Raw genomic sequence first — 18,515 nt, 5'->3', positions numbered from 1 at the left:
TACGGCAACGTATCGAGAGTTCGAATCTCTCACTCACCGCCACATTTGAAACCCGAGCAGAAATGCTCGGGTTTTCTCGTTTAGAGAAGCCAAGATTTAATATCATGCTTGATTTTCGCTTCCGTTAGGCGATGACAGAGCCGAGAGTGATGCCTAAACCAACGTTAAAACAGCGCTTTGTCTAAACCCTGAACATTTGAACGATTCGGAAAGCCCAAAGCATTGACGCTGAAAGGGTAAATATTTATAGTAGCGCTCCGTTGAGACGAATACGTCCAACCACAATTTGGTGAGTTGTCCGAGTGGCTGAAGGAGCACGCCTGGAAAGTGTGTATACGGCAACGTATCGAGAGTTCGAATCTCTCACTCACCGCCACATTCAAAACCCGAGCAGAAATGCTCGGGTTTTTTTGTTTCTGGGTGCTGGGAATCTGATGTATCGGAGAAAAGGAAGGGACGACCAAATATTCATTTCTGAAATTTGATATTGGATGTTCTGTACTCAACACATAAAAACAAAAACCCAAGCACAAGGCTTGGGTTTTGAATTCAGATATTCAATGCGATTGCGCTAAACGACTGAGCGCTCAGGCCAATAGTAATATAGCTACTGCGTCTTAGAATGCGCCGCTCCAGTACATTGCATTGAACATGGTAAATGCAATGGTTACGCTCATAAGAACGAAAAGTGGCGTGTACTTCGACAGTTTAGCGATGATCTTTTTTGACACAGTGTTATCCTATTGGTGAATATTTGCGCAGATTATGCATTTTTATGTGACACGGATCAATGGTGATTCTTTGAATGTTTAACAGAAAAGTGGAAAGAGAAATGCACAATAAAAAACATCGTTCAAAATTAGGGTGTTAAAAAAGGGCGAGATTCGCCCTTTGATGTTTTATCTTAAAAAAATTAGATAAAGCTGTCTTGAAGTGGCGGAACGACTTGTTTCTTGCGGCTAAGAACACCTTCAAGCCATACGCGGCCATTTTCGGTTTCGATGCTATATGCACGTTCGATAATGGTGATGTCATCAGAAACAACCAGCAGCTCAGAACCTTCTTTCATGATGTCCGTCAGAAGCAGCATCACAGAGTGGCGTTCGCCTTCTTCTTTCAGCGCCGCAATATCAGCTTCTAGCTCAGCTTTAATCTCATCAAATACTGCCAGATCGACCACTTCCAACTGGCCGATACCAACCAGGTTACCGTTCATGTTGAAGTCTTTAAAATCACGCATAACAAGATCACGTGCAGGTGTGCCAGCAACGGCAGATTTCACGTTGAACATTTCCATGCCCAGCGCTTGAACATCTTCAATGCCAGCAATCTCAGCCAAATCTTCAACACAGCGAATATCTGCTGTGGTACAAGTTGGCGATTTGAAAATAACGGTGTCGCTCAAGATAGCGCAAAGCATGATGCCTGCGATATCTTTCGGGATAGCAACGCCGAAGAAATCGTACATCATTTTGATGACAGTGTTAGAACAACCGACAGGGCGGATCCAGCATTCCAGAGGCGTAGACGTCGTCAAGTCCCCCAGTTTGTGGTGGTCAACAATACCAACGATGGTTGCTTCAGCGATGTCATCTGGCGCTTGAGTCAACTCAGAGTGGTCGACGATGTAAACTTCTTCGCCAGCGTAGCTAAGCTTCAGTTCAGGGGCTTCGAAGCCGAAACGCTCCAGAATGAACGCAGTCTCGGGAGACAGTTCACCAAGACGTGCTGCGATTGCTGGCTCATCGATTTGGTTTTTCAGGTACGCAAGTGCAATGGCACCGCAGATTGAATCTGAATCGGGGATCTTATGTCCCACAACATACATTGGCATAGTAGGCTCTCGTCATGCTCATATTTGAATTTTTGCGCATTTTACCAGAGTGTCTCGAAATGTACATTCACCCTTAGGCTGACAAGGTGCAACAAATGATTAATGTATGGTGCTTTCAAAATTTGTGTGATGGATAGACAAAAAAAACGCTGCATGAGCAGCGTGGAAAGGCATAGTTGCTACTACAAAAATTACAGGTCTCTCATCAGTATCTCGAGCTCTTCTGCCGCTTCTTCGATGAGGTGTTCTAGCTCTTTGGCATCATCATTAGCAAGAGGTAATTGCCAATGAATGGGTTTGCCATTTGACGTATGTTTGCCGACCAACTTTGTCACTCTACCACTTCGTTCAAAGCGCAGGTGCTCGAACTCCGCCGCGTGACGTTGGTGCTTTTCTACTATCTCCACTTCAATCTTCCCAGTTGGAATCACCTGAACATGTGCATGGAGCTGTTTGGTGTCTTTTAACAGATAATTTCTATGTCTTGCCAACATATGTTGTCCCTCAGCGCGTCATCCCCTAATTGCAATTTTATTGTAGACAACAGAGTGCATAAAAGTCAGGTGAAAAGCATGAGAAAAAGCCTGAAAGTCAGCAACGCTATGATGCATAAATAAAACTATTTTCACGTATAAAATGCGGTAATTAGTCACATATGATGGTGTCGAGTATGCGCTTATAAATGTATCGCGCTTACTCGGGTTTAGGATGAAAGGTAGGAGTTAATCCGTTTCTGATGAATCGCTGAGTGGTGTTAATGCTCTGATAAATAAAGTCAATAAGTGGGTGTGAACAAAAAAAGCCTGATTGGTAATCAGGCTTGAGGTATCTACATTGCGTTGGCGATTCTCTGCAATGACATCTGAATGGTGTACATCTCTTCTTGTGATAAGAGCGCGCTCATCAGTTCTTTGTTCATCTCTTCTGTTTGGTTTAACAGATCAGCCATGGATTGGCCTTTTTCTGTCAGGGTCAATACTTTCGACCGTCGGTCATGAATGTCATCCCGACGGTGAATGTAGCCATCCATAACAAGACTTTGAACGACGCGGCTCACTTTTGACTTTTCGCTCGCAAGATAGGGCATGCCCATCAAATCACCTTGGCGGAATTCGACTCCCTTCGAAATAGCCATGATGGTGATTGCTTGCTCAGAACTTAAAATAATGCCTTTGTTTTCCAGCCAGTCTTGTGCTCGCTTTTCGGACTTCAAAGCAACAAGTCGGCATAGAGAACTGAGTTCCGATTGAATATACACGATTATCACTGTTTTAATTATTTTGAAAGAGGCAGCATATTAACTCTGCCAATCAGAATAAGTCTAACCTGCTAGACACTCTCTCATTGAGAAGGTCCAGCTTGGGGCTTTAGGTTTATTTAAAAGTAATAGATTGAAATATAAGAATTTATACTTAAGAACAGTGAACGAGTGTCTTATTATTGATACTGGGGTAAAGGGAGTTTGTCTACATTTCCGCCGATGGCGAACGAATGGCAAGCGAATGTAAACCATGAGACAAAGAATAGCGACGGCTGAAACTTTGTAAATAAATGTAAAAACATGATTAAGTTATCATTTATGCGTGGCTAAGTTAGGTGAAAAGCACAATTAAACCTGAACGAAGATCAAACTTTTACTATAGCAAAGGGCTAAACATGTAGAAAAACTGCTCGATAGGACGATTGATAATAGAGCGCTTTGACCACTCCGCCAAACTGACACTGGTAGAGTCTTCAATATAAGATTGCTGTAAAGCCAACATGTCTTCACAGAAGTCAGGGTCGTCAACACAGAGTGTTAATTCAAAATTCAGCCAAAGGCTGCGCATGTCTAGATTGACTGTACCCATCAGGCAGAAGTTATCATCAACCATGACTGATTTTGTGTGCAGCAAACCGCCATTGAATCGATAGATATTGATTCCCGTACGAAGCAGGTCATTGAAGAAAGATCGGCTCGCCCAATCCACCATTAAGCTGTCATTCTTTGCCGGAATAATGATATTCACGGTAACGCCGCGTTGCGCCGTTGTTTGAAGTGCACTCAACAAGCTTTCGCTAGGGACAAGATAAGGCGTCGTAATTGTCAGGCTCTTTTTTGCCTGATGAATGGCCAGCATAAGCACTTGCTGAATGATACCATCCGGCATACCTGGACCTGACGGCGCAACCTGAACGGAATGGTTTGCATGCTGGTGCTGCTCAATGAGGCTACATTCTGGTAAATCAGGCAAGTAGCGCAGACCGGTTTCAAACTCCCAATCCCACGCAAAAATACTATTCAGGATCGGAACAGAAGGGCCATCGACCTTGACCATAATATCGACCCACTGACCAACACCTGCGTTTTGTTTGAAAAAACGAGGATCGACCAAGTTCATTGAGCCGGTATACCCAATCTTGTTATCGATGATAACCACTTTACGGTGCTGACGAATGTCTAAACGACGCAAGAACATACGCGCGGGACTGACCGCCAAGGCTTCGATCAATTCAACGCCAGCTTGACGCATCGCATCCGGCCAGTGGCTTCGGAAAAACGCTTTGCTGCCTGCTGAATCAAGCAATATTCGCACGGTAACGCCGCGTCTTGCCGCAGCACACACGGCATTTGCCACATCATCAGCATGCCCGCCAGGGTGCCAGATGTAGAAAACCATATTGATGGAAGACTCAGCTTTTTGAACGTCTAAGGCAATATTTCGCAGAATGTCAGCGGTTTCACTAAGCAAAGAGAGTTGGTTGCCAGCCAGCGCAGGGATGCCTGCCCGACGCAAACACAGATCGTGAACAGGCCGAGCGAGAAAACTATGATGATGCGGGCGATGTGCTTCGCATTCATTGAGGGTCTCAAGCCAGCTAAGGTAAGGGGTAAACATGGCTTTGGCTCGTTCAGCCCGCTTCCTGCCAAGGTTGAGTTCACCAAACAATAAATAGAGGATAACGCCGACGATAGGAATGATGTAGATGATCATCAGCCAGGCGATAGAAACACCCAGCGCTCTGCGTTTTAACACTACACGTATGGTGACACCGGCAATTAGCAGCCAATAAAGAAAAACACTTGCCCAAACAAGGATCTGATAAATCTGTTCCATATCAATCTAGTTAGCCCAACTCGACTTCCAATATAGAGTGAACGCACACAGTATGCACTGTATTTAGTGTCTCGAATTAGCAAACGCGAAGTATTGCGCACTGCTCGTCAACGAAAGATGGCGGGTTGATGATTTTTTGTATCCGAAGTGTGGTTATAAAGTAATCGAAATGAGGGGTAAATTGGAGATTTATGTCGGCTAAATGAAAAATATAACGCTATCGCTTCAAATTTTATTCCTAAACTGGTTTACTTGCCATGCCTGTATTGAAAACGGGCCAACTGTCTCCTGTAAAAATAAGTTTACAATCCAGCAGGGGAGGTGCCATGGAATGGCAGAAGACGCTGGGTATGGATATCAACATCATCGTTTGTAGTGAGAGAGTGTGTATGGCAAGCAGTAATAGAGCCCAGTTTTCCTCCCGATTAGGATTCATTCTGGCAGCGGCAGGTTCTGCCGTAGGTCTCGGTAATATTTGGGGTTTCCCCACACAGGCAGCCAGTAATGGTGGCGCTGTTTTTTTAATCACATACTTGGTCATGGTCTTTATTTTGGCTTATCCACTGCTGGTGGCAGAGCTGACAATTGGCCGATTCGGTGCATCTAACCCTATACGCTCCCTTATTTCAGTTGCACCAAAACACAAACTGCTGGGTTCTGCCGTTGGTATTGCAGGCATGCTAGGTGTGAGTGGCATATTGAGTTTCTACGCCATTGTTGCCGGTTGGTTTTTTGGCTTCTTGATTGGCCCGTTACTCAGCGCCTTCGGTTTTGATAGCGCAGCGGCTTGGCTAGAAGGGTTTGGCATTGCACGTAACTTGGTATTGATGGGCGTGTTTATGCTGTTGACCGTTTTGGTCGTGCGTAACGGCGTTGCGGATGGTATTGAAAAGTGGTCAACCCGCCTAATGCCAGTGCTTTTCGTTTTGTTTATCGCCATGGTGGGCTACACCCTGCTTCAACCCGGTGCGATGGAAGGCCTGAAAATGTTCCTCGTCCCTGATATGTCGCATTTCTCACCAGATTTAATGGTGAGCGCAATGGGTCAGGCGTTCTTCTCTCTGTCCATCGGTGTGTGCACCATGATGGTCTATGGTTCGTACCTGCGTAAAGATGCGAACTTACCAAAAACGGCTGCACAGGTTGCGCTGTTGGACACGGGTGTTGCCTTCGTCGCGGGTCTATTGATTTTGCCAGCGATGTTCGTGGCGCAGAAAAACGGCGTGCAGATATACAGCGAAAGCGGTGCGTTGTTGGATGGTGATACCTTGGTATTCAGCGTACTTCCAGCCATGTTTGACACCATGGGCAGCGCAGGCTTGATTGTGGGCGTCGCATTCTTTGCTTTGATGGTGATCGCAGCGCTGACTTCTTCAATTTCAATGCTTGAAGTCCCCGTTGCCTGTATCTCAGAAGAGTTGGACAAAGATCGTAAAACCGTCGTGTGGTGGGTTGGCGGTGCAATTGCATTGTTCTCCTCCCTGATTATTTTCAACTTTGGCAGCATGTTTGGCACAGTCATCAGCGTGACTACCGAATACGTGCAACCAATCCTCGGTGTGATCATGGCGCTTATTGCAGGATGGATTTGGAAGCGAAACGAAGTGTTGGAAGAGTTAAGCCACGGCAATCCAGAACTGGCAAACAGCACGTTCTGGAAAGTATGGCCAACCTATGTACGTGTCGTTTGTCCTATCTTGATGGCGCTTGTGTTCTTCTGGCCGCTATTTAAATAAAGGTTACTCGAGCATAAAGCTAAAAAAAATCCCTAGCCTTGCTGGGGATTTTGGCTTTATACGATGCGTGACTTCTCCCTAGCCGCCATTCCGTTTACACTCGGCGCTGTTTTTTTTGTTCGCAATGACTTTCGAACTCACAACTATAGGGTTAGGCATGTTTACTCTGGTCTTTCAGAATGAAGACTTTTTGGTCATCGATAAGCACCCAGGGATCAGTGTCCACAAAGATGACAATGAGCAACCCTTACTCGCCGAAGTGGCGAAGCATACGGGTGACAAGCAACTCTATTTGATTCATCGCCTCGACAAAATGACATCAGGTCTTTTACTGCTTGGTCGTCATCAAAAATCAGCCGCTGAACTTTCGCTGATGTTTGCAGAAAAAACCGTGCGTAAATTCTATGTGGCGGTTTCAGCGAAAAAGCCAACGAAAAAGCAAGGGACCATTATTGGCGACATGATGAAAAGTCGTCGCTCAATGTGGAAACTGCTGACCAGTAAAAATAACCCTGCCGTCACCCAGTTTTTTTCGACTGCGGGTGGCGAAGGTCGCCGCTTGTTTCTTTGCAAGCCACACACTGGAAAAACCCATCAAATACGCGTGGCGTTAAAGAGTGTGGGTGCAACAATTTTAGGTGATGACACCTACGGTGGAGCCAGTGCCGACCGCGGCTATCTGCATGCCTATGCGTTGCAATTTAGTCATTCAGGTGAGGCGTTTGAATTTCTGTTACCGCCATCAATGGGTGAACAATGGCCAACGCTGCCTGAAGAATGGCAACAGCCATCATCGCTTTTGTGGCCTAAATTACCGAATCAAAAATAATCGAGTTGATCTGTCACTAGCAGGTCATTGATCTCCAAGGAAGGAGAGCGTTGGAGAGATGCATGCAGCACACCCGCAATAAAAATCGCAGTTTGAAACAGTCACGTCTTTGGGCGCTGGCCAACATTAGGCGTCAGCATAAGAAGAAGGTCGCACGCACACGCACGCGACGTAACTGTGAATTCTATAACCTTCAGATGAGCGGTGTTCCTGTTGAACTTTCCAACATCTCAACAGAAGAAATAAAGGAAACAAACCATGATGAAGCCTGATGCGCTAAAGATCTTTTTTGAAGTGATCGCTGATCGTATTGCAGCGTGTGGCGATGAAGTTAGACGCGTGTTCCATGGTCGTGGGCGATGCTATGAAGGCTTAGAACAAATTACCGCGGATTGGCTTGGTAACGGTGTTCTGCAAATCGCTATCTTTAAAGAAGACGAACCTGAGTTTTATACCGCGCTTCGCGATGGCGTGAGCCAATTTTGCCAAAGTGATGTGTGGCGAAAAGTAGGTGGTAAAACAGTCGTTGTGCAACACCGAGACCGTGAAGGGGCCGAAACGGAAACCTTGATGGGTGAGATGCCGTTTCAAATCAATGTGGTCGAGAATGGCTTGAGCTATACGCTTGATCTGGGTAAACGTCAGAACAACGGTTTATTCTTGGATATGCGTCTTGGCCGTCAGTGGGTGCAGGAAAATGCAGCGCATAAGTGCGTGCTGAACCTTTTTGCTTATACCTGTGGGTTTTCCGTTGCTGCTGTTGACGGCGGCGCTGATAAAGTGGTGAATCTGGACATGGCGAGATCATCGCTTTCCCGAGGCCGAGAAAATCATCAATTGAATCAGCATAATCTGAACAAGGTGAGTTTTCTGGGTCATGAACTTTTCAAGTCGTGGGGTAAAGTGAAGAAGAATGGGCCTTATGATCTTGTGATTATTGACCCACCGTCGTTCCAGAAAGGCAGCTTTGTTCTCACCAAAGATTACGCCAAAATCTTACGTCGCCTGCCGGAGTTAGTGTCTGAAGGTGGTGATGTGTTGGCTTGCGTGAATGCACCAGATGTAAAACCAAGCTTCTTGGAAGAACAGATGGCAGAGTTTGCGCCACAGTTTGTGTTTGTCTCTCGGCTTGAGAATCCACCTGAATTTGAAGATATTGATACAGACAGCGCGCTAAAAGTGATGCATTTTAAACGTCAGGACTAAATGACGGAGCGGCATCATGGACGCATTTCAACGAATAGACGCATTGGATTCAGGTCATCATAAGGTGATTTATCATGATGAGCGATGGGGACTGACGGTAAAGCGCTACAGTAACGGTCATGCGGTGAAAGTGTTTGCGGAAGCGTTATCTGGTGGAGATTTTATCAGTGGAAATCTGTATCTGATTGATGATGTTTGGTCACTCAAACCTTGCGAAATGCCAAGAGAGAAGGTGATGTCTTTCATTTTGGGATTTACGTTGATAGATGAATAATACCAATCAGAATTAGTATTCAGGCATTTTTGCTGGTTAAAATCGGCAATAACTGCGTCAGAGATTTTGTAAGTAGAATAACCAGTTGCTGCAATTTCTTCTTGGCTCTTGACGATTTTCCCTGCGCAAATTTATGACCGCTTACTTAATCCGATTGGTATAACTTTAGCCTCTAGGCGCAATAAAAAATCCCGCATTTTGCGGGATTTTTTGTATTCATCAGTGTGCTTATAATACCAGCATCATGACGACTTGGCGCAGTCGTTAAGCGTAATGGAGCGCTCTAATACTGGACGCCCACGTGCGTCACGAAACAAAAGGTTATAGCTCACACCCATTTCCAATAGTGAATAGATTTCATTATCGACACAGTAGGTTTTTAGCAATTTGTCGACCAATGCTTCGGGTGCAACATCGCCACTGCCTGAATAGAGTAAGGTCAGTTCAATCGCCGTGCTGTTTGATGTTGCGCGAACCAAATTGTAACCGTTCATTGTAACGGGCACGATTTTGCTCAAAACATCAGCTCTCTGCTCGGCGAATGTCTCAGCAATTTCTAGATCTGAAGTGCTAGAACAAGCCGTTAATATCAGAGCCATTGCGCCAGCTAGGGCCAATCGTCCTGTTGTAGAAAATTGTCGCATTACGGGATCCTGTGCGTTAGCTGTCAGAAAATCAGGCTGGCAGCACTTTCTTGAAAGGTTTAACGATAACGTCTTTATAAACGCCAGCTTCGATATATGGATCAGCGTCTGCCCAAGCTTTTGCATCATCAAGGCTATCGAACTTTGCGATGACGGTAGAGCCAGTAAAACCTGCTTCGCCTGGGTCTTCACTGTCGATAGCAGGGTTTGGACCTGCAACCAGCAAACGGTCTTGAGATTCAAGATCTCGCAGTCTTGCCAAGTGTTGCTCTCTAACTTGAAGGCGCAATGGCAAACTGTTTTCAACATCTTGTGAAAAAATGACGTACCACATCCTTGTTTCTCTCCCGTGTTAATTCGTCTTCACTTTTCTTCGGCTTATTGTATGCAAGGCTAAAGGATCGTGCTGACGATGTTGTCTGATTTATGACTTATTTATCGCTCTTGGACGGCCTTCACCGTCAATCGCCACATAATTAAACGTTGCCTCGCAGACTTTTCTGCGTTGGCCAACCCCGTCTGTTGCAACGGGTTTAACCCATACTTCTAGTCCAACACTCATCGAAGTACGCCCAATACGTGTGCATTCGCCGTAGCAACATACTACGTCACCGACGGAAACGGGTGTCTTGAACACGATCTCTTCTACAGAGACGGTGACGACACGCCCATGGGACACTTCTTTTGCCAAAATGGCGCCAGCCAAGTCTAATTGAGACATGATCCAGCCACCAAAAATGTCACCATTGGCATTGGTGTCAGCTGGCATCGCCAACGTTCGCAGCAATAATTGGCCGCGTGGGCAATTGTTTGTTTCCGACATCTTACTACTTCCGAGATGAGGTTTTTATTCACTAAATAGGGCGTATAGGCACCGCCCAGATCAACTATTTTGAATCGGTAGAATCTGTTTCTTTTGGCATGTGTTTGTATATATACACGCCTGTCACCAACGTATAAATCAAAGTAATAGCCATCAGGCCAAACACTTTGAAGTTCACCCACACATCTAGTGGCATGGTGTAGGCGACGTAGACATTGAGTACCGCCAGTACAGTGAAAAAGGCCACCCATGCACTGTTGATATTTCGCCAAACTGCATCGGGTAAGGTGATTTCTTTACCCAGCATGCTTTTGATAAGCGGTTTCCCCATGATCTGAGAAACGAGCAGACCAGCGGCAAACAAGACATACACGATGGTGACCTTCCATTTGATGAAATTGTCATCTTGGAAAAATAGTGTCATACCACCAAAAACCGCGACCAGTGTTGCCGTGACGATCTGCATTTTCTCTACTTTCTTATAGAGCACCCACGTCAAGAGTACTTGGATGATAGTCGCCACAATCAATGCGCCCGTTGCCGTGTAGATGTCGTACATCTTATAGAGCGCAAAGAAGATAATTAATGGGATAAAGTCGAGGAGCTGTTTCATTTAGATACGTGTCCTTGTTTGCCTCCCAAAGCAAATCGCGAGGGGGCTTTCAATATGACCTTGAAGTTTACCCAAATCTTACAGCAGATAAAACGTGAATGGTGTTGAGTAAGGCCTCTACATAGAAAAAAGCCAGCGTAACGCTGGCCTTGGGAGTAAACGTGGGTACTTGGTTTGGTTATTTAACGGTAGCGGCTTTCATGCTAACCACAAACTCGCCCAATTCTTTAAGCATATTGTCATGGTCATCAACATTACGTTCGATAATTTTGACCACGGCAGAGCCTGAAATTGCACCCGCTGCGCCGTTAGAAATCGCTTCTTTGACTTGTGCGGGTTCGGAAATACCGAAACCAAGCAGAGGGCGTGGCGCACCAAAGGCTGATAGCTGATCAATCAGGTGATCAATAGGCTTGCCTGCTTTGGTTTCTGCGCCAGTGACACCAGCACGAGAAAGTAGGTAGGTATAACCACCACCTAGCTCAGAAATGGTTTTCAGCGTTTCTTCGTTGGCGTTAGGCGGTGCGATGAAAATCGCGTGAACGCCATACTTGGCAGCAGACACACGAAACTCTTCAGATTCACCCGCTGGCACATCAGCAATCAACACTGAATCCACACCTGAATCGGCACATTTTGCATAGAAGTTGTCGATACCGTTTGCGAACACGAGGTTGGCATACATCAACAAACCCATCGGAATGTCTGGGTGTTTTGCACGAACTTGGCGAAGAATATCAAAACAGTTGTCAGGTGTTGTGCCTGACTCCAATGCGCGAATCGCTGCGCCTTGAATGGTTGGGCCATCAGCCAGTGGGTCTGAGAAGGGAATACCCAATTCAAGTGCGTCTGCGCCGTTTGCAACCAGTGTTTCAATCACTTTTAAAGACTGCTCAGGGGTTGGATCGCCAATGGTCACGAAAGGAACGAAAGCGCCTTCACCCTTGGCATCTAATTTTTCAAACATCGCTTCATAGCGGTGAGACAAGGTGGCAGCCATTACATCACTCCTTTTTCTTTCAAAATGTCGTGCACGGTAAAGATGTCCTTGTCACCACGACCGGACAAGTTAACCACGAGCAATTGTTCTTTTTCTGGGTTTTCGCGAGCCATTTTTAGCGCATAGGCTAAGGCGTGAGCGGATTCCAGCGCAGGAATTATCCCTTCGTGACGCGCCAATTCTTGGAATGCGTCCATCGCTTCGTCATCGGTGATGGCAACATAGTTAGCACGACCAATTGCGTTCAAATGGGCGTGCTGAGGGCCAACGGATGGAAAGTCGAGACCCGCAGAGATGGAATAAGACTCTTCAACCTGACCGTTTGGATCTTGCATCAACGGGGATTTCATTCCGAAGAAAATGCCCAACTTGCCGTGTTTGAGTGGAGCGCCATGTTGGTCTGTATCAAGCCCTAAGCCTGCAGGTTCCACGCCAATCAGGCCGACATCTGTATCTTCGATAAAATCAGCGAACATGCCGATGGCATTTGAGCCGCCACCGACACAGGCGATCAAGTGGTCAGGCAGACGACCTTCTCTTTCTAGAATTTGCTGCTTGGTTTCTTCACCAATCATCTTCTGAAATTCACGCACGATAGTCGGAAAAGGGTGAGGGCCAGCTGCGGTGCCGAGCAGGTAGTGAGCGTCTTCATAACTTGCAGACCAATCACGCAATGCTTCGTTACAGGCATCTTTGAGTGTTGAAGAGCCAGAATGTACTGGAATCACTTCCGCACCCATCAGCTTCATGCGAAACACGTTTGGACTTTGACGTTCAACGTCTTTTGCGCCCATGTATACACGGCATTTCAAATCAAGCAGAGCACATGCAAGTGCTGTTGCCACACCGTGCTGACCTGCGCCTGTTTCAGCGATGATTTCTTTCTTACCCATGCGCTTTGCAAGCAAGGCCTGACCAAGCACCTGATTGGTTTTGTGCGCACCACCGTGAAGAAGGTCTTCACGCTTGAGGTAAAGCTTGGTTTTGGTGCCTTTGGTCAAGTTACGCGTTAGGGTTAGCGCTGTAGGGCGACCTGCATACTCTTCCAAAAGACCGATAAATTCTTCCTGAAATTCAGGGTCGCTTTGTGCGTCGATAAACGCTTGTTCTAGCTGGTCCAGCGCGGGTACCAGGATCTGTGGTACATACTGACCACCAAATTCGCCGAAGTAGGCATTCAACTTAGTCATAACAGTCCTTTAGTAATCTCTAAGCGCTGAAAATGCAGCGTCCAATTTTTGTTGATCTTTAACACCCGGCGTACTTTCTACACCTGAGTTGAAGTCGAGTCCTGCGCAGCCTAGTGCTGCGGCTTCTTTGGCGTTGTCACCTGACAGACCGCCAGCGATCATCAGAGTTTCACGTTGATCTTGTGGGATCAGCGACCAATCAAACTGCTTACCGGTGCCGCCGCTTTGTGTGCCAATACGGCTGTCCAACAGATTGCGGTCTGCACCTGCTTCTAGCGTCGGCGCTTTGTCGCTGACGCCATGGGCTTTCCAAATTTGTGTTTCTTGCGGCAATTTCTCGCGCAGCTTGTCGATGTAGTCGCTGTTTTCTTCACCATGAAGCTGCACAGCGGCTAAATTCAACGCTTTCGCTGTGTCTGCCACATGGTCAACGTCGTGATTTTGGAAAACACCAACGTAATCTAACGGTGCGCCGTCTATGACTTTGCGTGCAGCGTCAAGGTCAACGTAACGCGGAGATTTCTCGACGAATATCAGGCCGCCATAATTGGCGAACGAGTCATAAGCCGCTTTGGCATCTTCTGGTCGAGTCAGGCCGCAGACTTTGTTGTCGCCGTACAGTACGCGTCGAACGGCTTGTTCAACATCGTCTTCACTCATCAGCGAACTGCCAATCAAAAAGCCGTTTGCAAACGGTGCCAATTCACGTACTTGCTGGTGGGTGTAGATACCGGATTCAGAAATCACAATGCAATCTTCTGGCAGGCGAGGCGCCAGTTCTTTGGTACGGTTTAAATCGATGCTTAGATCGCGCAAGTTGCGATTGTTAATGCCAACCACTTTCGCTTTTAGCGCAATGGCACGTTCCAGTTCTTCTTCGTTGCTGACTTCCGTTAACACACCCAGTTTAAGTTTATGAGCGAGTGCTGACAGTTCGCGGTATTCGTTGTCATTCAGCACAGACAGCATTAACAAAATGGCATCGGCTTGATGGAAGCGTGCAAGGTAAACTTGGTAAGCGTCTACCATGAAATCTTTACACAAAACAGGGCAAGGCACCTGACCGCGGACTTGTGGCAGAAAGTCGAAGTTACCTTGAAAGTACTTTTCGTCTGTCAGGACAGAAATCGCTGCGGCATGATTGCCGTATACGCTGGCGATGTAATCCAAGTCGAAATCATCGCGGATCAGGCCTTTTGACGGCGAGGCTTTTTTGCACTCCAAGATGAACTTTGCTGGTTTTCCTGACAGTGCATCATAAAAGCTGCGATCACTGGGAACCACATCATTGATGAAGCTCTCAAGTGGCTGTACCGCCTTGCGCGCCTCAATCCAAATACGTTTATCCGCAACAATTTTTGCTAGTACCGTTTCCATTAGCTGCTCCGTGACGCAAGTTGCTGAACAAGTTCGAAAGGTTTTCCGCTGCGCATCACATCCAGTGCTTTTTGCGTGTTGGCTTTCAGATCTTCATGTCCGAAGAGGCGCAGTAACATTGCCACGTTAACGGCAACAGCACTTTGTTGTGCTTCGGTACCTTTGCCTTGAAGGATCTGTGTGATGATTTCTCGGTTTTCTTCTGGCGTACCCCCTTCAATGGATTTGAGAGGGTGAGTGTTAACGCCAAAATCTTCCGGTGTCAGTGTGTATTCGGTGATAACGCCATCTTTAATTTCTGCCACGGTGGTTTCACCGTGAATCGCGACTTCATCAAGCCCGCTGCCATGAACAACGGCTGCGCGTTTCAGACCAAGGGTTTTGATGGTTTCAGCAATCGGTCTTACGAGGGCTTTGTCATACACACCCATTAACTCCAGCGTTGGTTTTGCAGGGTTAATCAATGGGCCTAACAAATTAAAGATGGTGCGTGTTTTCATGGTTTGACGAACAGGCATCGCGTGACGAACACCGCTATGGTATTGCGGTGCGAACAAGAAGCACACGCCCAAATCATCTAATGCGCCACGTGCCGTCTCGGGGCGCATGGCCAAATCAATGCCAAAAGCTGCAAGCAAGTCAGAAGAACCTGATTTACTGGATACGCCGCGGTTACCATGCTTGGCGACTTTCACCCCACAGGCTGCCGCAACAAAGGCGGCTGTGGTGGAAATGTTGATAGAATTTGAACCGTCACCACCTGTGCCAACGATGTCAGCGAAATCATATTCTGGCGATGGGAATGGGTTTGCATTTTCGGTTAGTGCAGAAGCCGCGCCCGCGATTTCGTCTGGTGTTTCGCCTTTAATTTTTAGCGACGTTAATGTCGCGGCCAACAGGATAGGGTCCATTTCACCTTTGATAATGGTGTCGAACAGCTGATGGCTTTCTTCACGAGACAGAGATTCTTGTTCGTAAAGCTTATTAATAATTGCGTCCATGTTTACTCTCCTTGTGTTGTCGTCCATCAGCGCGGTTGTGTCGCCCAGTTGATTGTATTTGTCAGAAGGTCTGCGCCTTTTGTTGTCAAAATTGATTCTGGGTGGAATTGAAAACCCACCACGCGATCAGCGTCGTTCACAACCGCCATGACTAAGCCTTCCACATCCGCGATAACATCGAGCGAATCAGGCACCTTGGTCGCGACCAGTGAGTGGTAACGCGCAATGGTCAATGGGCTCTCAATGTTACCAAACACGGCATGTGCGTTATGTGTCATCTGGGATGCTTTACCGTGAACAATGTCACCAGCGCCAGCAACTACGCCGCCATAGGCTTCAGTGATAGCTTGCTGTCCTAGGCATATGCCTATCATTGGCACACGGCCTTTGAGCTTCAAAATAAGAGCGGGCATACAACCTGCTTCTGATGGTGCGCCTGGGCCGGGTGACAACACAACAACCGGATTCTCTAGCTCTGACAGAGCTTGTTCTATCTGATCAGCCGACAGGCTATTGCGGTAAATAGTGACCGGGTAACCGAGTGAGCGGAATTGATCCACCAAGTTGTAAGTGAAAGAGTCGAAATTATCGACCAGCACGATGTGTGCGTTAACGGGCTGACTCATGCCTGCTCTCCTTGGTGGGCGACTTGAATCGCAGTGAGTACTGCTTGCGCTTTACCTCTGGTTTCATCGGCTTCTGCTTGAGGAATGGAGTCAAATACCACGCCTGCGCCTGCTTGAACCTGTGCGATGCCATCTTCAACATAGGCTGAGCGGATCACGATGCAGGTATCCATGTCACCATGACCGGTAAGATAGCCGACTGCGCCACCGTAACTGCCGCGACGGCTTTTCTCGAACTGGCGAATTAATTGCATCGCGCGAATTTTCGGAGCGCCTGTGAGCGTGCCCATGTTCATGCAGGCTTGATAGGCATGCAGGGCATCCAAATCGTTACGCAGTTGTCCCACAACACGTGAGACCAGATGCATCACATGGCTATAGCGGTCGACTTTTAGCAGGTCTGCCACATAGCGGGTTCCTGGCTCGCTGATACGTGCAACGTCATTTCGTGCCAAATCAACCAACATCATGTGCTCGGCGTTTTCTTTGATGTCGTTACGAAGCTCAAGCTCTATACGGCCATCAAGATCAAGATTGATTGAGCCATCAGTATTTTTGCCACGCGGGCGAGTCCCTGCAATCGGGTAGATCTCGACTTGGTTCGTGTCTTTGCTGTATTTCAGTGCACTCTCAGGCGAAGCGCCAAACAAGGTGAAGTCGGTGTCATGCATGTAGAACATGTAAGGACTTGGGTTACCTTGTTTGAGTTTCAAATATGCATTGAGTGGGGAAGGGCAAGGCAGGGTGAAACGACGGCTTGGCACCACCTGAAACACGTCACCTTTGATCACATATTGTTTTAGTTCATCAACCGCAGCGCAGAAATCTTTATCACTGACGGATACGGTGAGGTTTGAGGTTTCTAATACCTCGGCTTTTGGCATCGGTGACGGATTGATGCAGCTTTCTTTGATGGCTTGAAGTCGTCGGCTTAAATCGTAATAGGTTTCGGCGTTTTCACTGCCACCAAACTGCGTGCCTTGAAGTGTGGCATGACGTCGCTGGTGGTCAATAACCAATAAGGTTTCTGCTACATAAAACAGATAGTCAGGGCAGTTGTTTCCGCGTTCTACCTTAGGCAGTGGCTCGAACTGAGCAACGAGATCGTAGGCAAACAGACCGCCAATCATTAATGCTTGGTCTGGATGTCCATCAAGATTAAAGGCGTGTTGTACGATACGCAGTGCATCAAACGGTGAAGGCTGGCGCAAACGTGCGTCTTCATCTAACGTGCGGTTCTCTTGCGCGAAGTGAAGCAAGAGTAAATCATCAGTACGTGACGATTCAATGTCGAGACCTTGCTTGGAAAGCTCAGCCTCAACGGCGCTCAGTACATTTCTGCCATTTTTGGTTTTAGCTTCTAACTCAACCGTTCGTCCACGGCAGACAATGCGCACAGCGGCATCGATCAGCATAAGGCTTTTCAGGTCTTGCTTGGAATCAACCTCGGCGGATTCGAGTAATAGGCTATAGGGACGATCTTGGCAGACTGTCGCATACAATTCAGTTGGAGCGGCGACGTATGGCACATCCAGGCTCAATACATCGAGTTCGCCTTGTTTTAAAGCGTGATTTTTCACAGCGTTCTCCCTGCTGCTTCTACAAAAGGTTTTAGTTCCTGCATAAGTTGCGCAAACATGCTTTCGGTGAGCGCTTGATGTCCGTCTGACAGCGCTTCCGCTGAGTTGAGGTGACGACAATGCTGGATATCAGCGATTGTATTGATATCAACGATGTTGCGGGTTGTCGTTTCAAACGTTCGAATGCCGCGCCCATGCAAAATAATGTTTGTGTTACCAGTGTCATAGATATAATTAGTGGCTTGCATCAATCCCTCGATAGTGGCGGAAAGTCAACGTATTAACAAGGCTGGGTTGCCATTTTTACTCACTGCTTTTTACCATCAGTGCGACGCTCAGCATGAAAGGCGTCTTTAGGTTACTTTGTTCATTCTTACCGAGCGCCGTTTTTGGTTCTGGCTCAGTGGCTTGGGGTTTTAATACGATGATCATGCTAAAAGTCCTTTCTGTGCCGCCACCTTCGGTAAGGTGCTCAATTCATGCTGGGTGGTCAAAAAAAGGGACAAAAAAACCCGCGTTAGGCGGGTTTGGTGACGTCTTTCTTTTGGTTATCACTCATCACACCGCCTGTTAATAGGAGTGCCACCACCAGTTAATCAGTGCTGTTTGTTGAATGAGGTTATGCTGTACCATGAAGACGTAATCCATTTGAATAAGTAATCGTGTACTAGTTAACTAGTGTAT

Annotated in this window: 19 protein-coding genes, 1 tRNA gene, 1 pseudogene and 1 other annotated feature; of the genes and pseudogenes, 5 read left to right on the top strand and 16 right to left on the bottom strand. The window is 47.0% G+C overall.

Annotation, left to right across the window (positions count from 1 at the left end; all coding sequences use genetic code 11):
- The first annotated feature begins 288 nt into the window (after nucleotides 1–288).
- Nucleotides 289–376 (top strand) — tRNA-Ser (locus A1OO_RS19470).
- Nucleotides 377–913: 537 nt separating this feature from the next.
- On the opposite strand, the gene A1OO_RS19465 is transcribed toward A1OO_RS19470, so the two are convergent.
- The 4 genes from A1OO_RS19465 to cls all read right to left on the bottom strand — a co-directional run bounded on the left by A1OO_RS19465 (nucleotide 914) and on the right by cls (nucleotide 4,932).
- Complete coding sequence (locus A1OO_RS19465; protein WP_017004151.1) at nucleotides 914–1,834, bottom strand: manganese-dependent inorganic pyrophosphatase; 921 nt, start codon at nucleotides 1,832–1,834, stop codon at nucleotides 914–916.
- A 191-nt stretch (nucleotides 1,835–2,025) separates the two neighbouring features.
- Complete coding sequence (locus tag A1OO_RS19460) at nucleotides 2,026–2,328, bottom strand: hypothetical protein (RefSeq protein WP_017004150.1); 303 nt, start codon at nucleotides 2,326–2,328, stop codon at nucleotides 2,026–2,028.
- Nucleotides 2,329–2,663: 335 nt separating this feature from the next.
- Nucleotides 2,664–3,092 carry a MarR family winged helix-turn-helix transcriptional regulator gene (locus A1OO_RS19455; protein ID WP_017004149.1) on the bottom strand — a complete coding sequence of 143 codons (429 nt, stop codon included), beginning with the start codon at nucleotides 3,090–3,092 and terminating at the stop codon, nucleotides 2,664–2,666.
- Nucleotides 3,093–3,471: 379 nt separating this feature from the next.
- Nucleotides 3,472–4,932 (bottom strand): cardiolipin synthase, encoded by a 1,461-nt coding sequence (gene cls / locus A1OO_RS19450; protein ID WP_016961301.1) that lies wholly within the window; start codon nucleotides 4,930–4,932, stop codon nucleotides 3,472–3,474.
- Between the two features lie 389 nt (nucleotides 4,933–5,321).
- On the opposite strand from cls, the gene A1OO_RS19445 reads away from it, so the two are divergent.
- From A1OO_RS19445 to A1OO_RS19425, 4 genes are all read left to right on the top strand, one after another.
- Nucleotides 5,322–6,668, top strand: a complete 1,347-nt coding sequence (locus A1OO_RS19445; RefSeq protein WP_026023958.1) for a sodium-dependent transporter — start codon at nucleotides 5,322–5,324, stop codon at nucleotides 6,666–6,668.
- 157 nt (nucleotides 6,669–6,825) lie between these two features.
- Nucleotides 6,826–7,497 (top strand): TIGR01621 family pseudouridine synthase, encoded by a 672-nt coding sequence (locus A1OO_RS19440; protein ID WP_017004148.1) that lies wholly within the window; start codon nucleotides 6,826–6,828, stop codon nucleotides 7,495–7,497.
- A 258-nt stretch (nucleotides 7,498–7,755) separates the two neighbouring features.
- Entirely contained in the window at nucleotides 7,756–8,703 is a 948-nt protein-coding gene (locus A1OO_RS19430) for a class I SAM-dependent methyltransferase (RefSeq protein ID WP_016961305.1), read from the top strand.
- Between the two features lie 16 nt (nucleotides 8,704–8,719).
- On the top strand, nucleotides 8,720–8,977 hold the full coding sequence (locus A1OO_RS19425) for a hypothetical protein (RefSeq protein WP_016961306.1): 258 nt from the start codon (nucleotides 8,720–8,722) through the stop codon (nucleotides 8,975–8,977).
- A gap of 242 nt (nucleotides 8,978–9,219) precedes the next feature.
- On the opposite strand, the gene gspS2 is transcribed toward A1OO_RS19425, so the two are convergent.
- The 12 genes and pseudogenes from gspS2 to A1OO_RS23905 form a co-directional block, all read right to left on the bottom strand.
- On the bottom strand, nucleotides 9,220–9,621 hold the full coding sequence (gspS2, locus tag A1OO_RS19420; RefSeq protein ID WP_016961307.1) for a type II secretion system pilot lipoprotein GspS-beta: 402 nt from the start codon (nucleotides 9,619–9,621) through the stop codon (nucleotides 9,220–9,222).
- Nucleotides 9,622–9,652: 31 nt separating this feature from the next.
- The gene (locus A1OO_RS19415) at nucleotides 9,653–9,955 is read right to left on the bottom strand and encodes a YciI family protein (RefSeq protein ID WP_016961308.1); all 303 of its coding nucleotides are present in this window, start codon (nucleotides 9,953–9,955) and stop codon (nucleotides 9,653–9,655) included.
- 90 nt (nucleotides 9,956–10,045) lie between these two features.
- Nucleotides 10,046–10,444 (bottom strand): acyl-CoA thioester hydrolase YciA, encoded by a 399-nt coding sequence (gene yciA / locus A1OO_RS19410; RefSeq protein ID WP_016961309.1) that lies wholly within the window; start codon nucleotides 10,442–10,444, stop codon nucleotides 10,046–10,048.
- A gap of 64 nt (nucleotides 10,445–10,508) precedes the next feature.
- Nucleotides 10,509–11,057, bottom strand: coding sequence for a septation protein A (locus tag A1OO_RS19405; protein ID WP_016961310.1), 549 nt, complete (start codon nucleotides 11,055–11,057; stop codon nucleotides 10,509–10,511).
- Between the two features lie 178 nt (nucleotides 11,058–11,235).
- A complete protein-coding gene (gene trpA, locus A1OO_RS19400; protein ID WP_016961311.1) occupies nucleotides 11,236–12,057 on the bottom strand; it encodes a tryptophan synthase subunit alpha in 822 nt (273 codons plus the stop codon).
- Complete coding sequence (gene trpB / locus A1OO_RS19395; RefSeq protein WP_016961312.1) at nucleotides 12,057–13,247, bottom strand: tryptophan synthase subunit beta; 1,191 nt, start codon at nucleotides 13,245–13,247, stop codon at nucleotides 12,057–12,059. Before trpB ends, trpA begins: the two co-directional genes overlap by 1 nt.
- A gap of 9 nt (nucleotides 13,248–13,256) precedes the next feature.
- Complete coding sequence (gene trpCF, locus A1OO_RS19390; RefSeq protein ID WP_017004147.1) at nucleotides 13,257–14,624, bottom strand: bifunctional indole-3-glycerol-phosphate synthase TrpC/phosphoribosylanthranilate isomerase TrpF; 1,368 nt, start codon at nucleotides 14,622–14,624, stop codon at nucleotides 13,257–13,259.
- Nucleotides 14,624–15,625: an anthranilate phosphoribosyltransferase gene (trpD, locus tag A1OO_RS19385; RefSeq protein WP_017004146.1), complete on the bottom strand. Its 1,002-nt coding sequence runs from the start codon at nucleotides 15,623–15,625 to the stop codon at nucleotides 14,624–14,626. The genes trpCF and trpD overlap by 1 nt, the downstream gene beginning before the upstream one ends.
- Before the next feature lie 26 nt (nucleotides 15,626–15,651).
- Complete coding sequence (locus tag A1OO_RS19380; RefSeq protein ID WP_017004145.1) at nucleotides 15,652–16,251, bottom strand: aminodeoxychorismate/anthranilate synthase component II; 600 nt, start codon at nucleotides 16,249–16,251, stop codon at nucleotides 15,652–15,654.
- Nucleotides 16,248–17,831, bottom strand: coding sequence for an anthranilate synthase component 1 (locus A1OO_RS19375; RefSeq protein WP_016961316.1), 1,584 nt, complete (start codon nucleotides 17,829–17,831; stop codon nucleotides 16,248–16,250). The genes A1OO_RS19380 and A1OO_RS19375 overlap by 4 nt, the downstream gene beginning before the upstream one ends.
- Nucleotides 17,828–18,103 (bottom strand): annotated as a pseudogene (locus tag A1OO_RS19370) (3-deoxy-7-phosphoheptulonate synthase); the annotation flags it as partial. The pseudogene A1OO_RS19370 and the gene A1OO_RS19375, both read right to left, overlap by 4 nt.
- A 31-nt stretch (nucleotides 18,104–18,134) precedes the next feature.
- Nucleotides 18,135–18,263 (bottom strand): hypothetical protein, encoded by a 129-nt coding sequence (locus A1OO_RS23905; protein ID WP_017004143.1) that lies wholly within the window; start codon nucleotides 18,261–18,263, stop codon nucleotides 18,135–18,137.
- A gap of 70 nt (nucleotides 18,264–18,333) precedes the next feature.
- Nucleotides 18,334–18,428 (bottom strand) — a sequence feature (Trp leader region).
- Nucleotides 18,429–18,515: the final 87 nt, after the last annotated feature.

The sequence above is a fragment of the Enterovibrio norvegicus FF-33 genome, from assembly GCF_000286835.2.
In the GTDB taxonomy this organism is placed as follows: Bacteria; Pseudomonadota; Gammaproteobacteria; order Enterobacterales; family Vibrionaceae; genus Enterovibrio; species Enterovibrio norvegicus_A.
Note: the sequence above shows the minus strand (reverse complement) of the source record. Positions and strands in the feature narration are given on the sequence as shown.